A 21067-nucleotide genomic window follows, 5' to 3' on the forward strand; every position below is an offset into this window, starting at 1 on the left:
AGGCCAATTATAGGCCACAGAAAAACTTTTCTGCGAAAATAGGTTATATTTGTCATTCGTGTATGATAGTATTGTATTTAGCTGGCCAGCTACCAATTTTATGTAATCTGGAGGATGAATGAAAAAGCTGTCTGCAACCTTGCTGACACTCATTTTTTTATTGGTATTTTCCATCCCTGTATCCGCAAATCCGGCAGAGTCAGACTCACACGGCTTAGAACCCTTTAAGGATGCTAGTACAAAAAGCGAATCGGAAATTGACGGTTATTTAAAACAAATGGGCTTTACTGACGAAGAATTAGGTTTCACTCCATTGGAATTAAAAAAGGACATTGCGAGTAACGGTGGCACTAAGATAAAAATTGAAGAGTTAGACCCTGAAGTTGTCATTAAAGATGAAAATGGCAAAACAGTCGCACCATCTGATAAAATTTCTACTCAAGATGTAAAAGATGGAATCTTCAAAATGTACGGATATGCATTTAAACTCGAATCTCCGAACAGTAAAGAAAATGCCTACCATGTTTATGCTTCTTATAACTGGGAAAGAGGTCCTTTGGCTTATTACACTGATACATTGGCAATGGCTTGGCAAAGTAAAGTTACTCCTTATCGTTCTCCATATAGTGTCCATAACTGGAGAAGCGGATCGCACCTTTATCAGTACGAAAACCAACTACAGAAACAACAAATTGAGGGTGACGCCTTCGAGGTAGATGTTTTAGGATATCCAGATCCGCAAGATGGATTTGCCAGACAAGAAGTAAGAGCTCCTAAATCACTAACTGGCCAAACAGGCGCAGTGGAGATTGCTTATGCTCACAAGACTATTCCTGGTGTGGCATTGGCAATACTTAACTATTTCAGCATAGACTTCTCTGGAGCAGGACAACAAGAGTACCAAGACAGATTCAATTTTACATACTAAAATAATTCACAAAAAAATAAAGGTACCGGGATAAACTTTGCCCGGTACCTTTAAATAAGTTGGAGGTAATAAAAATGGTCTATCTATATATGCTTGTCAGTCTCATAGTGTTTTATCTCGTAGTTTTCATTCTCTCTCTGTTCAATATTCATATAATTAAAGGTGATGAAACTACCTATATTTTACTGGTCCTCATAATCGGAATCCTTCTTCACAATTCTGAAAACAAAAAAGATAAGTAGGCATGCACCAATAAATTCGGCTATATAACCTCTCTACATACCCCACCTCATATACTTCGCCTCCAGTTCTGCCTCCTTGTCCACGTTGTATGTGGCGATTTCCTCCGTCTGCTTGCTGATCGCATTTGTAGATTGATGTTCTCTATATGAATACGCCTGAGTGGTTGTTGCTTCCCGACGAACAAAACCGATCTGACGATACTGCCGAACTGTCTCCACATATTCCTCCACCGCAAGACGGGTGGCTTTTTCGTCGATCGGCAGAATATTGAACGTTAATTGTAAGTTGTTTTTTCTTCTTTTCCCCAATGTAATCCCCTCACCGTGTTATAATTTGGTGAAGGTTTGAAACTACTGACCCCCGCGGGCCCGGCCAAGGAATGCGGGGGAATGAGGCAAGAATATGAGGGCGTACAGGGGATAAAATGCGGAAGAACCACCGAAGGATGAAAAATCCAGTGCGGTGGTTCTTTTTTTCACTCGTCTTGTATGCCATCATTATAGGGGGAGGGGATGAAGGATGTTCCAGGATTTCAAGCTCGTAAGTGACCGCCCGGTCTCGATACAAGTAAAAGAATACGTCAATCGTTTAATTATAAAAGGGGCGCTTCAGGCGGATCAGAAGCTACCTTCCACACGAGAAATGAGCGTTCTGCTTAAGGTGAGCCGCAATACAGTCATTGCAGCCTATGAAGGCTTGGAGGATGACGGATTTACGTATGCGATTCCCGGAAAGGGTAGTTATGTGGCCGCCATGGTGGGCCAGTCGGCCGTAGATAACGGAGGATCTGACGGTTCTTCCACCTGGGAGATCGACTGGAAGGCAAGAATGAACGAGTATGCTGTATCGGCTGTTGATCTGGATATGATGAAGCAGGGCATTCGTGCCCAAAAGGGAACTATCTCGTTCACAAGCATCGCTCCGGATGAGCAGCTGTTTGATCTGGGGGATGTAAGGCGAGCTTTTATGGATCGGATGGCAATCGAAGGGCAGGTGCTGCTCAACTACGGCTATGCCAAGGGCTACAAGCCGCTGATTGATTACCTGATGCATTATATGGAGAACAAAGGCGTTGATATAATTGGCAAGGATATGCTGATTACAGGCGGGTTTACAGAAGGCTTTGACATTGTGCTGTCGGCTTTACGCCCTTCTGCACGCCGTGGAGCGGCAATTTGTGAAAATCCGACCCATCACACAGCGATCAAAAATTTGAAGTTGCAAGGATTTGAGATTACTGGCATTCCGATGGAGTGTGACGGTATTGATGTAGAGCGGCTAGAGGAGGTATTACAGAACAATAGCTTCGATTTGGCCTATTTGACTCCTTCCTATCATAATCCGACAGGCATCGTCATGTCGCCGGCAAAGCGCAGCGCTGTTATGAAATTAATGGCACGCCATCAGATTCCGGTGATCGAGGATGGATTCAATGAGGAGCTGCGTTACTCGGGAGCGCATATTGCGCCCTTAATAGCGACAGCAGGCCAAGGGAACGGAGTAATCTATATTGGCAGCTTCTCCAAGGTGCTGTTCCCTGGCTTGCGTGTAGGCTGGGTGCTTGGAGACCGAGCACTGATTGACACTCTGGAAAGCATTAAGCGTGCGCGCACCATTCATACCTCAACAATCGATCAATCGATTTTATACCAATATATGCTTAACGGAAATTTCGATAAACATGTAAAAAAAGCACGTACAGAGTATAAGCGCAAATATGAGCTGACAAAGGCATGCTGTGAAGCACATCTTCCTGAGGCGCAGGTGTCTGGTGACGGGGGCTTGCATTTGTTCCTTACCTTCCCGGCAGGCGTAAATACACGCCAGCTGCTAGAAGCTTGCAACGAACAGGGCGTCATTTTTACACCGGGAGACAAGTTTTTTATTCAAGAAGGCGAAGGGACGAATACATTGCGGCTTGGGTTTTCACGAGTAACGGATGAAAATATCGAACGGGGTATTCAAATAATCGGCAAACAGACACGTAACTTTCTTAAAGCATAATGGTTAGAAAAGAGCTACAGAGACGGAATATTGTTCTGGAGAAGCACCAGCGATCAAAAGAACAATCCGTAACCACATAAAGATTTTGAAGAAAAATGAGGTGTCATGATGAAAATTGGTGTTATTATGGGCGGTATTTCCTCTGAGCGTGAGATTTCTCTGCAGACAGGTCAAGAGATGATCAATCATTTGGATCGCAGCCGTTATGAAGTGGTTCCAATGGTGATTGAGCAGCGAGTGGATTTGATCATGCAGGTCCAGCAGGCTGGCATCGATATCGCCTTGCTGGCACTACATGGTCAGTATGGCGAGGACGGCACGGTGCAGGGAGCGCTGGAGACGCTGGGCATTCCCTACACAGGCAGCGGTATCCTGGCAAGCAGCTTATGCATGAATAAACAGTTGTCCAAGACGCTGTTGAAGGCAGGGGGTGTGAATACCCCTGAAGGCCTTTGTTGGCAGGGGATGAACGATTATGATCCGCAGGTGGTGGAGCGTTTGGGCTACCCGGTTATTGTGAAGCCGAATACGGGGGGATCCAGCATCGGCATCCAGCTTGTACAAAATGAGAAGGAACTGCTGTCGGCTGTTCAGGGGGCTTGCAGCTTGGATCAAGCGATCTTGATTGAGTCCTATTATGAAGGGACGGAGATTACCTGCTCCATCGTAGATGGCGAGGTATTGCCGATTATTAGCATTAGCTCCGCTCGTTCGAAGTGGTTCGACTACAAAGCAAAATATGAGGTCGGCGGTGCTGAGGAGAAGGTGGTCGAGCTTCCCACCGTTATTGAACAGCGTGTGCGCGAGGCGGCACTGGCCAGCTACCGCCTGCTGCAATGTAAGGTCTATGCAAGGGTCGATATGATTTTGTGTCAGGATAGACCTTACGTGCTGGAAGTGAACACATTACCGGGAATGACCGCCAACAGCTTGCTTCCGAAGAGTGCAGCTGCTGCGGGTATAACCTTTACACAGCTACTGGACCATATTATTGCCAGCTCGCTCCATGAGCGTAAACAGGAATGGAGGATGGCGTAATATGTTTAGTGAAAAGGGGACAGGGCGGTTTGTATCCTCGCGTGTACGGGATATTCCCCCATCGGGAATTCGCGCTTTTTTTGATCTGAATGCAGCAGGCGGAGGTACAATCGCCCTTGGGGTCGGAGAGCCTGATTTCGTTACACCGGAAAAGGTACGTGAAGCTTGCATTCAGGCATTGCGTGAAGGGCAGACGAAATATACTTCGAATGCCGGCTTGATGGAGCTGCGGGAGGAGATCTCTGCTTATTTTTCCGGCAGCTTCGCGCTTTCCTATGACCCTGAACAGGAAATGATTGTGACGGTGAGGAGCAGTGAAGCCGTCGACCTGGCGCTGCGAGCAGTGATCGATCCGGGTGACGAGGTGCTGATTCCAGCGCCAAGCTATATTGCCTATGAACCCATTACCCATCTGCATGGCGGTAAAATTGTAGAGGTGGCGGCTACGGCAGAGGAGCAATTCAAGCTGACCCCGCAAGCGTTGCAAGTGGCAATTACACCTCATTCAAAGGTTTTAATGATCAATTATCCCTGTAATCCGACTGGAACAGTTATGACGGAGCAGGATTGGCTGCCGATTACCGAGCTCATTATCAAACATAATCTGGTCGTCATTTCGGATGAAGTGTATGCCGAACTGACTTACGGGAGAAAGCATGTCAGTATCGCCTCCTTGCCGGGCATGAAGGAGCGTACGATTGTCATCAGTGGTTTTTCCAAAGCATTTGCGATGACAGGCTGGCGGGTAGGCTATGCGTGCGGTCCGCATGAGCTGATTGCCGGCATGCTGAAAATCCACCAGTACACAGCCATGTGTGCGCCCACCATTGCACAGATTGCCGCGCTGGAATCATTGCGCCATGGCTTGGCTGCCAAGGATGAGATGATGGCGAGCTACAATGAACGTCGCAAGCTATTTGTGGCCGGCTTGAATGCAATCGGGCTTGCTTGTCATGAGCCTGAGGGGGGCTTTCTATGCCTTCCCTTCAATTACTTCTACTGGCATGTCATCTGAGCAGTTTGCACTTCGCATGCTGAAGGAAGCGAAGGTGGCGGTCGTACCGGGACATGTATTCGGATCAGGCGGAGAGGGCTTTATTCGCTGCTCATATGCAGCCTCGCTCGTCGATTTGGAGAAGGCGCTGGAACGGATGGGAAGGATTATGCAGGTAATGCAGCCGGTATGATGAACAGGGTTAATAACTCAACTTTTGCCGAACGTTTTCATAAAATATTTTACAAATACCTTTATGATTTTCGAAAATATAAAGGTATTTTTCTGATCAATGTAGTCGATATTTCCGGATGTATTTACCCAAAGCCAGAACGTTCAGCTTTGGTGTTAACTGGTGGGACCCTGCTTTTAAATGAGCTATCGATGAATTAAATATATTCGAATGTGCGCTTACTCCTTCACAGGTGAAATAAGTCCAGGCAGGTATTTGTTGCTAAGCCAAAAAGCGAGTCTGTCCAGGTGCGAATGTGAAGCTCACATGAATTCTCCGAGAGATTCGCACCTCAGATTTTGTCGAATTACATCGAATGTGAACAAGTTTTAAACGATCGCAAGAGGATAAGGTAATATTAGATGCGTTTTTGCCAAAATAACGCTAGAATGTTACTTAAATAGGGGGCATTTGACCCATTTTCGCTGTCGCACTCTATATGAGTGCGTGGATTGAAATTATGCCTTTGGAATCCGTAGAAGATAAGTATTTTGGTCGCACTCTATATGAGTGCGTGGATTGAAATTCTAAAGGAAATAGGAAGGCATGGGTGGCGGCTGACGTCGCACTCTATATGAGTGCGTGGATTGAAATCACGGGGAATATGTGGTATTAATTCCTGTATCTACGTGTCGCACTCTATATGAGTGCGTGGATTGAAATCCAATAGCCTCGCAACCACCTTCACGGCCTAACAGGGTCGCACTCTATATGAGTGCGTGGATTGAAATAAGTTGAGGGATTTCACTTCGGTTTCGATCTAGTGTCGCACTCTATATGAGTGCGTGGATTGAAATGCTTACAACACAGGCGAGGATACAAAAGTATCAAGAGTCGCACTCTATATGAGTGCGTGGATTGAAATATGGTCTTATGGTCACACACATCTTGAAGTTGGTGTCGCACTCTATATGAGTGCGTGGATTGAAATAGTCCGGATAATCTTCGAAAACAGTATCAAGCTAGTCGCACTCTATATGAGTGCGTGGATTGAAATATACCTTCGCGAAAAGCTGATCTCACATCATCCGGGGGTCGCACTCTATATGAGTGCGTGGATTGAAATTTTTCCGAACCTTTCAGCGCCTTGACTGGACTGGGTCGCACTCTATATGAGTGCGTGGATTGAAATTTCTGCGGTCAGGCTGCTTAAGTCCTGATTCGTGGTCGCACTCTATATGAGTGCGTGGATTGAAATCAATCAATCGCCTCCCAAGCCCATAGCGGCCAGATCGTCGCACTCTATATGAGTGCGTGGATTGAAATTACAATTCTGACATCGCACCAACCCAGCAAGTGCGGGTCGCACTCTATATGAGTGCGTGGATTGAAATACATCACCCCACCCCTTAGCAGGGTCTGTTTCCGCGTCGCACTCTATATGAGTGCGTGGATTGAAATGCCAAGACACGGGACACCGTACAAGGAACCAAAGAGTCGCACTCTATATGAGTGCGTGGATTGAAATTTGTTCGGAACGTATGTTCTGTATATAATTTGTAGTCGCACTCTATATGAGTGCGTGGATTGAAATATGCTCATACTCACCGTATCTAATGATCATGTGAGTCGCACTCTATATGAGTGCGTGGATTGAAATATGCTCATACTCACCGTATCTAATGATCATGTGAGTCGCACTCTATATGAGTGCGTGGATTGAAATATCTAACAAGTCTTTAGAGTCCATATTTACTCCCCGTCGCACTCTATATGAGTGCGTGGATTGAAATTCGTATACGTCCCGTTCGGTGATATCCATAGCCATCGTCGCACTCTATATGAGTGCGTGGATTGAAATTATGAATGGTTGAAAGAGGATGATGGAAAGCAGCCGTCGCACTCTACATGAGTGCGTGGATTGCGAATTTGTTGGCTGCTAAAAGGTTTGGTTTAGAACAAGTCGTGGTTCAGTACAGTCAGCATTTTCATTTTACAAACGAAGATTTGCACGAGGAGGATTATATGAATAAAAATGATGATCGTCATGATAACACCCCAGAATAAAGAAGGCAGTCGAAAATATAGACGTACTCTTGATAAACTTTCTAATACATAAATAATCAGTCAAATAAAACGCCGTTTGGAACGGAGAAAGCAATCACTATTTATCAAGTTTGTCCCTAATTGACAATGAAGTAGGTTGGGTTATTTTTATGAACGTAAGGAATTTGAAATTCACAAATCTAATATTTAACAGTAAAGCTGATCCTAGAAAGGATCAGCTTTACTGTTTACCCATTCCACTATACAAGTAAAAGTACTTTTTTACTTGTGAGTCTTTAGCGTTCTGCCCTTAAAGAGAATATACGACAGTTCATGTTTGATAATTTTTTTATTCTCTATTGTTTTCACATAATCTATGTCATATTTGCGAGTTACAATTTCATCCTTATCTATACTGGGTCTTTTGCGATTTCTATTTTCCCCGGCCGTGCTATCGTCAGAAAAAATAAAAGTGGTATTTAAATCTTCAATGCCCTCACTAATCTTTTTCCCTGTCATATTCTTAGCTGTAATGGCCAGATGAATTTTTTCTCCCATGGCCAATTTGTACGATAATAACTGAAATGCATTTTCATTATCAACATGTTCTCTAAAATGATCCAAATCTTCTACATTCTCCATCATAGGTGTCTTCATTAATTCTTTCCCTGATAGGGAATACAGTTTATTTTGCTGATCCCATTCCTGGTGTATGTCTAAGTGCTTAGTAAGTACCCCTAAAGGGACAAACATCGCATTTTTATAAAGCACAGGGACGGTATCCATCACGGACGTGCTCGAGTCGGTAACAATCTCAGTGGAGTTCATTTTAAACTCAACCTTGTGTGTTCCAAACTTAATTGTGGCCGTATTAGAAGTTGGGTTAAACGTAGTCTGTCCCCCCAACAAATCATTAATGGATCTCAAAGGCACCATATAGCGATTATTCTGATCAATATAAGGTGCTTTAGGAGCTGTGAACAAGACATAGTAATTGTTAATCTTCAAAAATGGAGAGCTTGGAGCTATACTCTGAGCTGACATTTTTCCTGTATAGGGTAGAGAAAAACAAAGAAACAATGCACCTATAAGCATAATTCTGAACAACATCTTTCCCATAAAAATATCCTCCTTAAAAGAGAGGGGCTAGCAGCCCCTCACGGAATTCAATCTAAAAATATATTATCTGTTTCTTCTCCTCCATGTACGTAATCCACTACAACTTTACTCCGTGGCATAGAACAATAATCATAGGTTTGACTGTTTCGCCAAGGGATATTATCTTCTGAATTTGTACCAATATAGGATGTAGCCCAACGAACTTTCCGGATATAAGAGCCATCGTTATAGTCTTGTTGGCCTTGTATCTGCCCGATACTTGTCGTTCTTTTAATAAGGTTACCATTACCAGTAGCCGTCCAACCTGGGGCCGGCTCAACATAGGTTCTACTTATCTTTTCACCGTCTGCGTAGCCTGATACAGTCAAGGCAATGTTACCGTCAGAAGGAACATAAAATTTCATTTGCACTTCCTGATCAGGCTCAAAGCGTGGCTTAAAACTATAAGGCTCTTTTACACCTTCAATGAGCATGAAAGGAGCCCAGTCATTATATTTTGTACTATGTTGCAAACCAACATCAACCGCCATATTGGTGTTACTCCAACCACCCATATAGATAAATCCTGTGCTTCCATTATAACCACTATTATTATCACGTATCTCTCTAGCACTTGGTAAATGAACTCGTGTACTAGCCCATGCAAACCCTATATGTGACCATACCGAACGATACGGCCCGTTTCTCAGGTCTCGACATTCAGGGAAGCTCGCGGAGTTAGTGCTAAAATCCATTGGTGTTAATGAATGATTTCCCATACACGCTGGTTTAGGCTGTAACACGGGTAAAGTATATAGCTGCCCCGTCGAATCTTTATACCTATTATTTTTATACGTAGTATCAGTTACGGATGTGAGGGATGAATTCGAATTCTTATACGTAACCTGACTCACTGGTTCCAGGGGGATAACTTCCTGCCTTAAACTTTCCTTGTTTACCAGCACTTTGCCCGTTTCATCTATGTATGTAACGTTTTCTCTGTCTTCGGGGTCCAACGAGTTGATGATATCGCTCAAAAAAGCATTGTCTGATTTGGTCATCGATGGATTGATTAACTGTTCATTTTGGAGTGATTCTGCACCCACTGAACAAGTTAGCGATAACGAAAGCATGCCTACAACCACACACGTACACAAACTCTTAACCTTCAAAATCCATTCATCTCCCTCAAATTTTTGTTGTTACAATTACATAAAAAATCACTATCCTCCTTTTTTTGGTATTTTCAGCACGAATCTATTATGTACAAAACGATACATTAAATCAAGATCATATAATTTACCATATTTCCAATAAACATGGTTAAATATTTAAAATGGAAACCAATCAAAAGCAAGCATGAGGTAGATTCTGACCGTTGCTGACTTATAACTCTCAAAACTCTATTTCTTAACTTCAACCTCTAATTAAGTAGAAGTAATGGACCTAGACGCGGACGTATGATGTACATTCAATCTCGTATGATGATGATATAAACAGGGAGTATTGAGGTATTTATATGAAAACTGGATTATATTATCATCCAGGCAGAATTAAATCTGACCAATGTCCTGTCATCATGAACGCATCGCATCACAGAGAAGTGGAGGAGCTGGAGATTTTACGCTGTTTGGAGGGGAGGGAGGCCGTTCAGTACAATTCCGTTTGGGATGAACTGATTTTGCAGCAAAAAAATGATTTTTACTTCCATGGACGCCATAAGCGCCCGCCGTTAGATCATGTGAATGCTTTGTTATTTTTTGCCAATACACTGCTGCCCAACGATATGAAATCAGCACTGGAAAGCCGTCGGCTTGGATGCTAATGTAGGTTTTCTGCATAGAGACCATCCGGGATGAGCCTCCTTGTCACTGAATATGATGAAAGAGTTTCGAGGCGTATGCCGACTGTTTTGTCCTGTTTTTGATTAACAAGAAAATGGGCTGTCATGATGAAACGATGATACAAGGAAAATCGTAATGAAGGCATGGTACAATGAAACAGGATAGAATTATGTATCCCTATTTGAAAGTATTTTGGATTTGACCCAATTTCGACGTTTAAAGTATGAACTAGAAGAATTAATAGATAAAAGATAAGATAGCCTACATTTCTATAATTTGGGTGATATCTATAAAAAGAAGAAGAGCATATAGGGGCTAAAGAAGCTTCCGATATGGAAAGCTCACTGATTTTATAAGGTGCGAATGTGAAGCTCACATGAAAACCCCGGGTCTTTCGCACCTCGGAATTTGTCGAAAAGTATAGAAGATGCTATCAGTGAGAAAAAGTCAATGGTTAATTTAAGCCTTTTAGACATTGCTTTTTTCGAAAATGCATGGAAATGATATCATTAGATAATCAATTACTGCATTTTCGCTGTCGCACTCTACATGAGTGCGTGGATTGAAATCAACAGCTCCTGGCGCGATCTCTGGTAACAAGATTAGGTCGCACTCTACATGAGTGCGTGGATTGAAATATATTGAAGGGTGACGATCCCACAGTATTAGCCAACGTCGCACTCTACATGAGTGCGTGGATTGAAATCTAAAGGAGTGCATGATATCCGTTATTACGACAGCGTCGCACTCTACATGAGTGCGTGGATTGAAATACAGCCAACACACTGGCTATATAAGCCGCTTATTTAAGTCGCACTCTACATGAGTGCGTGGATTGAAATTCTTCAAGACGCCTTCCTCGCCGTTAATGATAACCGGTCGCACTCTACATGAGTGCGTGGATTGAAATATCTAGGAGGTGCTAATATGATACCGGACGAGGGTCGCACTCTACATGAGTGCGTGGATTGAAATCCCGTGTGTTGTAGGAACAGTGAAGTTTCCATCCGTGTCGCACTCTATACGAGTGCGTGGATAATGACGTAGTAGCCTCGTCACCTGGTCACATAAAGTGGTGACCGGATCATGAAGCAAGTCCGAGAAGTGGAGGAACTGGACATATTAGCGGTTTGGAGGGGACGACGGTGGTTCAGTACAATTCCGTGTGGGATGAACTGATCTTGCAGCAAAAAGATGATTTTTACTTCCATGGACGCCATAAACGCCTGCCGTTAGATAACGTGAATGCCCTATTATCTTTTGCCTATACACTGCTGTCCAACGATATGAAATCCGTACTGGAAGCTGTCGGTCTCGATGCTTATGTGGGTTTTCTGCGTAGAGATCGTCCAGGGCGAGCCTCCTTGGCATTGGATGTGATGGAAGAACTTCGAGGAGTATATGCCGACCGTTTTGTCCTTACATTGATTAACAAAAAAAATTGATTCATGGGAAAGGATTTTACAAAAAAAAGAAAACGGAGCTGTGATGATGAAAAAATGATTTTGAATGAGAAAATGTCTTGGGGGCTGGTGCCCTATTCATAGGCTTTGCTCGTGGCTAGATATATTCGGGGAGATCTGGACGAGTACCCTCCATTTTTGTGGAAGTAGGTTGATCTTATTAATACTAATTACGTATGATGTAAGCACAGTGGACAGAGAAGGCAGAAAAAGACTGGCAAAGGTTGCGTAAAAGTACGTAGATCACGGACAATGGGTGCAAAATTCCGTGTTTGAATGTATTTTGGACTCGACCCAGTTCCGCCGCTTAAGTATGAATTAGAAGAGCTGATAGACAAAAGAGAAGACAGCTTGCGCTTCTACATCTTAGGAGATAACTACAAAAAGAAAGTAGAGCATATAGGGGCAAAGGAAGCTTGCGATATGGAAAGCCCACTGATTTTGTAAGGTGCGAATGTGAAGCTCACATAAAAACCCCGGGTCCTTCGCACCTCGAAATTTGTCGAAAAGCATTAAGGATGCTATCTATGAGAAAAAGTCAATAGTTGTTACAAGCCTTTTTGGCATCAGTTTTTGCGACAATGTGTGGAATTGGTATCATTAGGGTATGAATTACTACATTTTCGCTGTCGCACTCTGTATGGAGTGCGTGGATTGAAATATTTTCATGGTTATACTTGTAACTTTACTTACTGTCGCACTCTGTATGGAGTGCGTGGATTGAAATAATGGCCTGTCCTCGACCAACAATCCGAGACGTCGTCGCACTCTGTATGGAGTGCGTGGATTGAAATACAACAGAGGTGTGGTTGCACTGGTGGGACAGGAGTCGCACTCTGTATGGAGTGCGTGGATTGAAATCAATTCCCAGGCGTTCGCGCAGTTACTCAAATCCGTCGTCGCACTCTGTATGGAGTGCGTGGATTGAAATAGTGGAGGCATACGGATGCAACGGAGCGAGATTCACGTCGCACTCTGTATGGAGTGCGTGGATTGAAATTTACAAGGTCATGAACGCGGAGGGTGGAACAAGGTCGCACTCTGTATGGAGTGCGTGGATTGAAATTACGTTGCCAATAGGGACTGTAAGGAAGAAAAAAGGTCGCACTCTGTATGGAGTGCGTGGATTGAAATCGCTAAAGTAAATAAACCTGTGCAACGCCTGTGACAGTCGCACTCTGTATGGAGTGCGTGGATTGAAATAATCTCCTTGTTCGTAAAACCTGATTTGTACCCAGTCGCACTCTGTATGGAGTGCGTGGATTGAAATTTTTGTAGCCATACGTTCCTGCTTACGAAGTTCTTGTCGCACTCTGTATGGAGTGCGTGGATTGAAATTGTTTGTGTGTTAACTTGCTCGTCTACTACCTGATCGTCGCACTCTGTATGGAGTGCGTGGATTGAAATAAAGCTACAATATGAAAGAGCGTGGGGAAAGAGTGTCGCACTCTGTATGGAGTGCGTGGATTGAAATAGTCCAGAGAGATGAACTGCAGGAGCAAAAGAAGTCGCACTCTGTATGGAGTGCGTGGATTGAAATATCACGGGACTAACTCTCGTTATATCGGTTTTCAGTGTCGCACTCTGTATGGAGTGCGTGGATTGAAATTTATGAGCAATACGTTGTAGGAACAGACTTTGCCGTCGCACTCTGTATGGAGTGCGTGGATTGAAATATTTTCCGAGCCACTAAGCAAGATTGGGACGAAACGTCGCACTCTGTATGGAGTGCGTGGATTGAAATCACCTATTCAAGGGAATAGCCAAAGAGGTCGTCGGTCGCACTCTGTATGGAGTGCGTGGATTGAAATTAAGCTGCTGGTGGTTTTTGTGCGAAAATTCGTTGTCGCACTCTGTATGGAGTGCGTGGATTGAAATGCTTTCCATGTCTACACGCTCGCAATTGGTTTCCGTCGCACTCTGTATGGAGTGCGTGGATTGAAATCTCTCTGAAGAAGAAGTTCGCCAGTTTAGTCTTGATGTCGCACTCTGTATGGAGTGTGTGGATTAAAATTAAAGCGCTATGCAGTGATTTTGTTGGGCTACGCAATATGTATAGGGTTATTTTACGCTTTGGGATATAAGATGAGCGCTATGGGAATCTATGCAATTTTGACAGGAATTGTGATTGGAGAAATAATCAACTTCGCATTATCGAAGCGAGAGAAATGACCTATGTATCCCTTGATTGCATCAACATCAGGGGATTTTTCATGTAATTAAAAGATCCAACAGAGTTTCTGCATGGGACCTCTATATCATTTACTGGTGAGAATGCACATTGGGAAATGAATCCGTCATGTCAACATTGTGAAACCTTTTACTTGGAACCATCCAATGATTTCAGGATGTCGCTTGTCCAACATGTCCCAATATGTGTAAGTTATGCTGAATTTTCGCTATAAACATTAGTTGCATAATATATTGACAGATGGTTAATTATGGAGAAGAATAGAGGGTGATTTTTAAAATAATGGAATTTTTATGTGAAGGGTGGTTATGACTTGAAGCATACACCTACGATTTCAGCGGAGTTTGAGGATTATCTAAAACAAAATGATATGATGTTGAGTCAATTTGCCGAATATTCAGGGGTTCATCAAAGAACGCTTAGTAATTGGATTACTCAGCATCGTCCTATTTCCGTACAGCAGCTAGACCGAATTACTGTGGCTATGGATTTGCCAGAGGGCTATTTTTACGATCTATACATAGAAAATTACATTATTGACCTTTCCCCGAATTTTAGGCGAATCGAGCCATTATTGTATCGTTGTGCGGAGCTGGACAAGCTGGATGCAATCCGTCGAATGGTTGGACATATCATGGATAATCCGCTGTATGCGTCCAGGCTATTTGATGTTGCAGAAGCATTATTTGAACAGGGACGACATGCTGCTGCGCTGCCTCTCTATGAGAATGTCGCAGAAGTGGAGAAATATCAGCATTCTGAACGCTTGGCCACCTGCCAATATCGTATATTCTCAATTCAAGTTGGAGACGACCAAAGCCGTAATCTCAAGGCAGCAACGCTATTTGAACCCTTCGTGGAACGTCTGGATGAAATAGACCAGCTTGATGCTTTAAAAGATTTGGCGAATGTGTATCGTTCTTTACGCTTATGGGACAGGCTTGATGTGATAGCTCGCAAAATGAGAGATAAAGCGAAAATCCAATATACATTAGAGCATCAGCAGAAAAAACGAAATCCTGCACTTGAAAAGAAGCTAAGTCGTCCTTTGTTTGTGTATATCACCTATGCTGATTTATTGTGTGCAAGTGTCTGTGAAGCCCAAGGTAATTACCAACAAGCTCTACAATATACATATGCCTACGTTAATTTAGATTGGGTCAAAGAGACGGACGAGGATACTCTGCATTGGATTAAACTATTTCAAAATTGGGCGCTATGTAATACTTACGTTAATAAGTTATTATCCGGAGATATAAGTGTGCTTCCAGATTATGTTGAATACATTAGTGTATCATCAAATACCACTAAAGAAATGGTTACTCAATTATTGAATATTATGATGGCGGCTAACCGATTTCATGTTGATGTGGATGAAATACTTAAGCAGTTCGAAACGGAGATAGATTCGATCACCCAACAGCAACCATCTGCTGATATGTACACTCATCAAGTGGTTCCAGAACAATCAACGCGTTTTAAATATGAACTGGCTAAATACTACTTAAATAAAGGTAATTACTCATATGGATTTAAATACTTACTAGACGTTTTATCTAAATCATTAGTCATTAACAAAGAAGCCTTTTTCATTAGCTGTATAAGATTATTTGAGCAGTTCAAGCAATTTGCAGACTTTACATTGTGTACAAAGTATGAAAGTTTAGTTAGAGAAGGGCGAAAAGAAAGATTATTTTATTATTAGTAGTAATTAATCATTTCTCAGTGTTGATTCCAAGCTGAATAAAAATGTATATGGAAAACGAAGAAGGCAGAATGTTGCTGTGCAAGTAAAGCGATCGCTTTTGCCACGGATTTTAACCCTCATCTGACTTTATTCAGGAAATACAGGGGTGGTGACGATGGGAAGCAGCATCCGACTGCGTAGTGAAACAATAGTTGAATTTTTAAGTTCAGCTTGTAGGAGTCTGTTGCATTTTAAATAAACATAAATCGCCAAAAAAGTGCCTCTGGAATGCGCCAGAAGCACTTTTTTTGTCGAGCAAATTTTCAAAAAATCCAAAAGTTTACGTTTTGTATTAGGATATGACACAGAAGGGGGCATCATACTGATGAATCCAGGTGAGACTTTACTTCGTGTCGAACGGGCCAGAAAAAGACTGTACCAAATCCAGAAGAAATATGGATTTTTAACGCATCCCAAAGTGATTGAACAATCCATGAAACTGGATGAACTATTGAATCAATACCAAATATACAAAATGAAATCCTAACAAATGAGTTCACGACATGTTGCTAATGGTAGAACGTGAAATCCAATCTCCAAACCCCAAACCCCAATCAAAATTCTAAATCCTATACTATGAAGAGGTGATAACGTTGTTGAACTTACGAAATCCTGTAACCCCTTTTGGATGGAAAATCAAAGAAAAGCTAGTCGAGAGGCAAATGGATCAGAGAACATTTTGTGATACCTACCATATTCCTGCTAGCCGCTTGTCCAATCTCATTCATGGAACACGTAAGGCCAAAAAATATAGAGTACAAGTATGTCAATTGCTTGGGATCGAAGAATAACCCTCTTTCTCCTTTATGTAAACAGGACATACTAATGATATGTAAGCTACAGTGGCAAAGGGCTCCAGGTTTCTTTAATATAGATTGTACATAGGATGTTTAATACAAGGAGTGGAAAGGGGCGATGGGGATGTTCTCCAGAATGGCAGAGCAGAAGATTGCCGAGGCGATGGCCAAAGGTGAATTTGATCATTTGCCGGGAGCGGGCAAGCCACTGGTCATCGAGGATTTGTCACATGTTCCAGAGGAGCTGCGGATGTCGTACAAGCTGTTGAAGAATGCAGGCATTTTACCGGAAGAGCTTCAGTTACAAAAGGAATGTGTCCAGCTACGTGATTTGCTTCACGCTTGTCATGAGGCAGGAGAGCAACAACGGATCAGTCGCAGGCTGACTGAAAAATCACTTCGTCTCCGTATGCTGCTGGAGGAAAGAGGGCTAAATACGTCGTGTGTATTTTATGAATATGAGTCCGCTATGCGTAAGCGACTAGAGGAATAGAAGTGAGAGGAGCAAAGGGCGGATGCCCTTGCCCGTACACTTTGATTTCCGCGCTTTACCTCATTACCGTTGCAGTGCAGATAATCTCATGAGGCATTGTTTCGTCAGGATGACGGGTTCTTTGGGCAGTTTGTCCAAATGAAAGTCATCGATTAAATCCACAGCCTTCACAGGCTCAGGTGAATCCAGCAGCCCGGAAAAATAGGCGAGCCAGCCAATGACTGCTTCCGGTGTGACACCTTGTCGGCGCATAGCTCGGAGTGCTACGCCACCATGTCGTTTGGCCAGCCTTCGTCCATCAGGGCCTAGGACAAGGGGAACGTGTGCGAAACGTGGCGGCTGCAACCCCAAAGCTTGGTACAGCAATAGCTGACGGGGCGTTGAATCGAGAAGATCATACCCGCGTAGTACGTCGGTCATATGCATATCCGCATCATCGACAACGACAGCCAGCTGATAGGAAAACATGCCGTCCGCCCGTTTGACGATAAAATCGCCGCCCTCTGCCGCACCGAAGGTCACATGGCCTGCTACCTGATCATGAAACGAAATAACGGCATCTGGATTTTGCGGTACTTTAAAGCGAAGTGAAGGGAGTTTATGTTGTGCTTTGGCTACGACATCTTGAGAGCTAAGGTTACGACATGCACCTGAATATGCGGGTCCTTCACCAGACAGTCCATGTGGAGCATGGGCGGCAGCCACAATGTCGGCCCGACTACAAAAACAAGGATACAGCAAATCTTGCTCCTGTAGTATCTCCAATGCAGATTGGAAGCGTTCCAGCCGCTGGCTTTGAGTGTAGGGACCGTAGGGACCGCCTACGTCGGGTCCTTCGTCCCATTCCAGCCCGATCCAGCGCAAATCTTCCATAATCCCTTGCGCCAACTGGCTGCGAGCTCGCGTCATATCGATATCTTCCATGCGCAAAATATAGGTTCCACCCAGGGAGCGAACGTGCAGCCAGGATAATAAGGCAGTGCGAGCGTTTCCTAAGTGTATCCATCCCGATGGTGTTGGGGCAAATCGCCCTCTGATGGGTTGGGCCTGTAATTCCATACGAAAGTGACCTCGATTCTATATTCCGTCCTTCAGCAATCCATATCAACCATATTATAAAACGAACTTGCCGCGAGTGCATCTCGACAGGTATAGAAGCTAAACACGAAGCATACATAGCCGCGATGGCCAGACGGGAAATTTAAATATCTGTATAATAGATTTAGAAGAATTATGCACGACAGACCGAAGAGAAGTCCCAGAGTGCAGCTTAACATTTTTAATTCAATATTCAATAATTACAGGTAATGAAAAATTCACAATAATAAAGGAATTAAAACTTAGATTCTACGCATCAAGCGTATCATTGGAGAGATTTCATTGACAGATAAACAACTGCCTATTATGCAAGTGATCCCCGAGCTTAAACATACACTGCAATCCCATTCGGCGGCGGTACTGATTGCACAGCCGGGAGCGGGGAAAACGACGGTAACACCGCTGGAGCTGCTGCATGAGCCGTGGCTGGCAGGGCAAAAGATGATTATGCTGGAGCCGAGGCGTTTGGCAGCACGTGCAGCAGCAGCGCAAATGGCGAAAGCGCTGGGAGAGCCCACCGGGAAGACCGTGGGTTATCGGGTTCGTATGGATACAAAAGTAGGACCAAACACGCGGATTGAAGTGGTTACGGAGGGCGTACTGACCCGGATGCTGCAACATGATCAGGCATTGGAGGGAGTCGGGCTGATTATGTTTGATGAGTTTCATGAACGCAGCCTGCATGCAGACTTGGGATTGGCACTTGCCCTGCAAAGCCAGGCGCTGCTGCGACCGGATTTGAAGATATTGATCATGTCTGCCACCCTGGAGGCAGAGCCTGTATGCAGACTATTAGGGGATGCGCCATTGCTGGAATGTCCAGGCACCGTATTTCCAGTAGAAACCTTTCATATGTCCAAACCTTCATCAATCTCATTAGAGTCCTTTACGGCTGAGACGGTAGAAAAGGCGCTTGATGTTCATGAAGGCGATCTGTTGGTGTTTTTACCAGGGGCTAGAGAAATTCATAGAACGGAACGAGAATTGGCTTCAAAGCATTTACCAGCACACGTCAAGGTAATTCCGCTGTACGGCAGCATGAAGCTGGAGCAGCAGGATGAGGCAATACGTTCATCGGCTTTGGGCAGTCGAAAAGTGGTATTGGCCACATCGATTGCCGAGTCCAGTTTGACCATCGCCGGGATTACGGTGGTGATCGATAGCGGACTGTCGCGGGAATCGGTGTTTTCCGCGCGAACCGGTATGAGCCGTTTGACCACCGTCAAGGTGTCCAAGGCCTCCGCCGACCAGCGGCGCGGACGGGCGGGCCGTCTCCAGCCGGGCGTATGCTACCGGCTGTGGAGCGCACAGGAGCATGCCGCGCTCCCCGATGCCAGTCGCCCGGAAATCGCCGCGGCGGATCTGGCCCCGCTCGCGCTGGAGCTGGCGGCCTGGGGCGTGCGCGAGCCCGCCGAGCTGGCCTGGCTGGATGCCCCGCCTGAGGCCGCGTACCGCCAGGCCACAGGTCTGCTGCACCAGCTCGGCTGCCTGGATGAAGCAGCCGACGGCACTACAGGCGGCATCACCGCGCATGGGCGCGAGGTGTCCGCCCTAGGCACGCACCCGCGCCTTGGGCACATGCTGTTGCGCGCAGCCGCCCTTAGCCTGGCCCCGACTGCCAGCCGTCTGGCTGCGCTGCTGCAAGAGCGGGACCCGTTCCGCGCACATGGCGGAACGGATTTGCGCCCGCGGCTGGATGCCCTGCGCGAGGCGGCCCATGCCCGCAGTACGCACAGCCTGCTGCGGGCAGTAGACGATACGGTGATTCGCCGTATCGTGCAGGAGAGCCGGCAGCTGCTAGCCACGCTGCCGACAGCAGCCGCAGCTCAGGACGAGCCTGACGGCTCCGCGGCTTGTGGGCTGCTGTTGGCCTTTGCGTATCCGGATCGGATCGCGCAGGGCCGGGGGGATGGCCGCTTTTTGCTTAGCGGCGGCCGGGGCGCGCGACTCCGACAAGTGGAGTGGATATCGCGTTCGTCCTATCTCGTCGCCGCTGAAGTGGACGACAAGGGAGCAGATGGCGCCATTCAGTTGGCGGCACCAGTTGAACTGCAAGAGCTGATTCAGCATTGCAGCGAATTGCTGCTGGAACAAGCCAACGTATACTGGGATAGCTCCGCCTCAGCAGTGAGAGCCCGCAAGGTACTGCGGCTGGGCTCACTCGTCTTAAAGGAAACGTCCTATGAGCGACCTCCGGCAGAGGAAGTAGCTGCTGCCTTGATGCAGGGTATCCGTGAACGCGGTCTAAAGCTACTGTCATGGAATCGGCAAACCCTCCAGTTGCAGGCTCGTTTGATTTTTATGCACTTCTCGGCGCCTGAGGACTGGCCGGACTGCACGGAATCGGCATTGCTGGATTCACTGGAATCGTGGCTGTTGCCTTTTGCTCTAGGAGCCAAAAATGTATCCGATTTGCAACGGCTGGACAGTGCTGCATTGCTGCTTGGCAGGCTGGATTGGGAACAGCGGCAGCAGCTTGATCAGGAAGCGCCGACGCATATCCGCGTACCCAGCGGTTCCCGCATTCCTGTCGATTATTCGAATCCTGAGGCACCAGCGCTGGCCGTACGACTACAAGAGTTGTTCGGTATGAGGGATACGCCCCGTATTGGACGCGGACGCGTACCCATTGTATTGCATTTACTGTCACCTGCCCAGCGACCTGTCCAAGTGACTTCCGACTTGTCCAGCTTCTGGAGCGAGGCTTACTTTGAAGTCAAAAAGGACCTGAAGGGCAGATATCCCAAGCATTATTGGCCGGATGATCCACTGGAAGCTGTGGCGACCAACAGAGCAAAGCCAAAGCGTTAAATAGAAGCTGTTTTATGCTAATCGACTTTTTGAATTTTCGTAAAATCGTTTAAACGTCATAATGGCGGGGTAATGAAAGACGAACCACTCAACACCAAAA

12 protein-coding genes, 4 pseudogenes and 2 CRISPR repeat arrays are annotated in these 21067 nt (G+C 45.2%); of the genes and pseudogenes, 12 read left to right on the forward strand and 4 right to left on the reverse strand.

What is annotated here, in order from left to right:
• Nucleotides 1-118 precede the first annotated feature (118 nt).
• Nucleotides 119-928 (forward strand): hypothetical protein, encoded by an 810-nt coding sequence (locus tag NSQ58_RS24220; protein WP_023988278.1) that lies wholly within the window; start codon nucleotides 119-121, stop codon nucleotides 926-928.
• 275 nt (nucleotides 929-1203) lie between these two features.
• On the opposite strand, the gene NSQ58_RS24225 is transcribed toward NSQ58_RS24220, so the two are convergent.
• The gene (locus NSQ58_RS24225) at nucleotides 1204-1479 is read right to left on the reverse strand and encodes a hypothetical protein (RefSeq protein WP_341058325.1); all 276 of its coding nucleotides are present in this window, start codon (nucleotides 1477-1479) and stop codon (nucleotides 1204-1206) included.
• Nucleotides 1480-1690: 211 nt separating this feature from the next.
• Here NSQ58_RS24225 and NSQ58_RS24230 point away from each other — a divergent pair, with 211 nt between their 5' ends.
• The 3 genes and pseudogenes from NSQ58_RS24230 to NSQ58_RS24240 all read left to right on the forward strand — a co-directional run bounded on the left by NSQ58_RS24230 (nucleotide 1691) and on the right by NSQ58_RS24240 (nucleotide 5400).
• Nucleotides 1691-3175 (forward strand): aminotransferase-like domain-containing protein, encoded by a 1485-nt coding sequence (locus tag NSQ58_RS24230; protein ID WP_068940704.1) that lies wholly within the window; start codon nucleotides 1691-1693, stop codon nucleotides 3173-3175.
• A gap of 108 nt (nucleotides 3176-3283) precedes the next feature.
• Nucleotides 3284-4213, forward strand: coding sequence for a D-alanine--D-alanine ligase (locus NSQ58_RS24235; RefSeq protein WP_341058572.1), 930 nt, complete (start codon nucleotides 3284-3286; stop codon nucleotides 4211-4213).
• A 1-nt stretch (nucleotide 4214) separates the two neighbouring features.
• Nucleotides 4215-5400: pseudogene (locus NSQ58_RS24240) on the forward strand (aminotransferase class I/II-fold pyridoxal phosphate-dependent enzyme).
• Between the two features lie 466 nt (nucleotides 5401-5866).
• A CRISPR array of direct repeats spans nucleotides 5867-7307; the repeat unit is 32 nt; unit sequence GTCGCACTCTATATGAGTGCGTGGATTGAAAT.
• Between the two features lie 400 nt (nucleotides 7308-7707).
• On the opposite strand, the gene NSQ58_RS24245 reads toward NSQ58_RS24240, so the two are convergent.
• Nucleotides 7708-8544: a copper amine oxidase N-terminal domain-containing protein gene (locus NSQ58_RS24245; protein WP_279830781.1), complete on the reverse strand. Its 837-nt coding sequence runs from the start codon at nucleotides 8542-8544 to the stop codon at nucleotides 7708-7710.
• A 47-nt stretch (nucleotides 8545-8591) separates the two neighbouring features.
• A complete protein-coding gene (locus NSQ58_RS24250; protein WP_068940711.1) occupies nucleotides 8592-9695 on the reverse strand; it encodes a YrpD family protein in 1104 nt (367 codons plus the stop codon).
• A 425-nt stretch (nucleotides 9696-10120) separates the two neighbouring features.
• Between NSQ58_RS24250 and cas1 (NSQ58_RS26830) the strand changes: the two are divergent.
• From cas1 (NSQ58_RS26830) to NSQ58_RS24285, 7 genes and pseudogenes are all read left to right on the forward strand, one after another.
• A pseudogene (gene cas1 / locus NSQ58_RS26830) lies at nucleotides 10121-10563 on the forward strand (CRISPR-associated endonuclease Cas1); the annotation flags it as partial.
• 917 nt (nucleotides 10564-11480) lie between these two features.
• A pseudogene (cas1, locus tag NSQ58_RS24260) lies at nucleotides 11481-11980 on the forward strand (CRISPR-associated endonuclease Cas1); the annotation flags it as partial.
• Nucleotides 11981-11984: 4 nt separating this feature from the next.
• Nucleotides 11985-12277: pseudogene (gene cas2 / locus NSQ58_RS24265) on the forward strand (CRISPR-associated endonuclease Cas2).
• A gap of 181 nt (nucleotides 12278-12458) precedes the next feature.
• Nucleotides 12459-13844: a CRISPR direct-repeat array (repeat unit 33 nt; unit sequence GTCGCACTCTGTATGGAGTGCGTGGATTGAAAT).
• Nucleotides 13845-14334: 490 nt separating this feature from the next.
• Nucleotides 14335-15726 carry a helix-turn-helix domain-containing protein gene (locus NSQ58_RS24270; RefSeq protein WP_339201917.1) on the forward strand — a complete coding sequence of 464 codons (1392 nt, stop codon included), beginning with the start codon at nucleotides 14335-14337 and terminating at the stop codon, nucleotides 15724-15726.
• A 361-nt stretch (nucleotides 15727-16087) separates the two neighbouring features.
• On the forward strand, nucleotides 16088-16255 hold the full coding sequence (locus tag NSQ58_RS24275) for an aspartyl-phosphate phosphatase Spo0E family protein (RefSeq protein ID WP_081047516.1): 168 nt from the start codon (nucleotides 16088-16090) through the stop codon (nucleotides 16253-16255).
• 109 nt (nucleotides 16256-16364) lie between these two features.
• Nucleotides 16365-16559: a Rha family transcriptional regulator gene (locus tag NSQ58_RS24280; RefSeq protein ID WP_023988289.1), complete on the forward strand. Its 195-nt coding sequence runs from the start codon at nucleotides 16365-16367 to the stop codon at nucleotides 16557-16559.
• A gap of 124 nt (nucleotides 16560-16683) precedes the next feature.
• Complete coding sequence (locus tag NSQ58_RS24285; RefSeq protein ID WP_310168578.1) at nucleotides 16684-17058, forward strand: DnaJ family domain-containing protein; 375 nt, start codon at nucleotides 16684-16686, stop codon at nucleotides 17056-17058.
• Nucleotides 17059-17121: 63 nt separating this feature from the next.
• Here NSQ58_RS24285 and gluQRS read toward each other — a convergent pair whose 3' ends face one another.
• Nucleotides 17122-18117 carry a tRNA glutamyl-Q(34) synthetase GluQRS gene (gene gluQRS, locus NSQ58_RS24290; protein ID WP_310168579.1) on the reverse strand — a complete coding sequence of 332 codons (996 nt, stop codon included), beginning with the start codon at nucleotides 18115-18117 and terminating at the stop codon, nucleotides 17122-17124.
• Between the two features lie 321 nt (nucleotides 18118-18438).
• On the opposite strand from gluQRS, the gene hrpB reads away from it, so the two are divergent.
• Nucleotides 18439-20967, forward strand: coding sequence for an ATP-dependent helicase HrpB (gene hrpB, locus NSQ58_RS24295; protein ID WP_310168580.1), 2529 nt, complete (start codon nucleotides 18439-18441; stop codon nucleotides 20965-20967).
• The last annotated feature ends 100 nt before the right edge of the window (nucleotides 20968-21067 follow it).

The sequence above is a fragment of the Paenibacillus sp. FSL M7-0134 genome, from assembly GCF_038007865.1.
GTDB lineage: Bacteria > Bacillota > Bacilli > Paenibacillales > Paenibacillaceae > Paenibacillus > Paenibacillus polymyxa_B.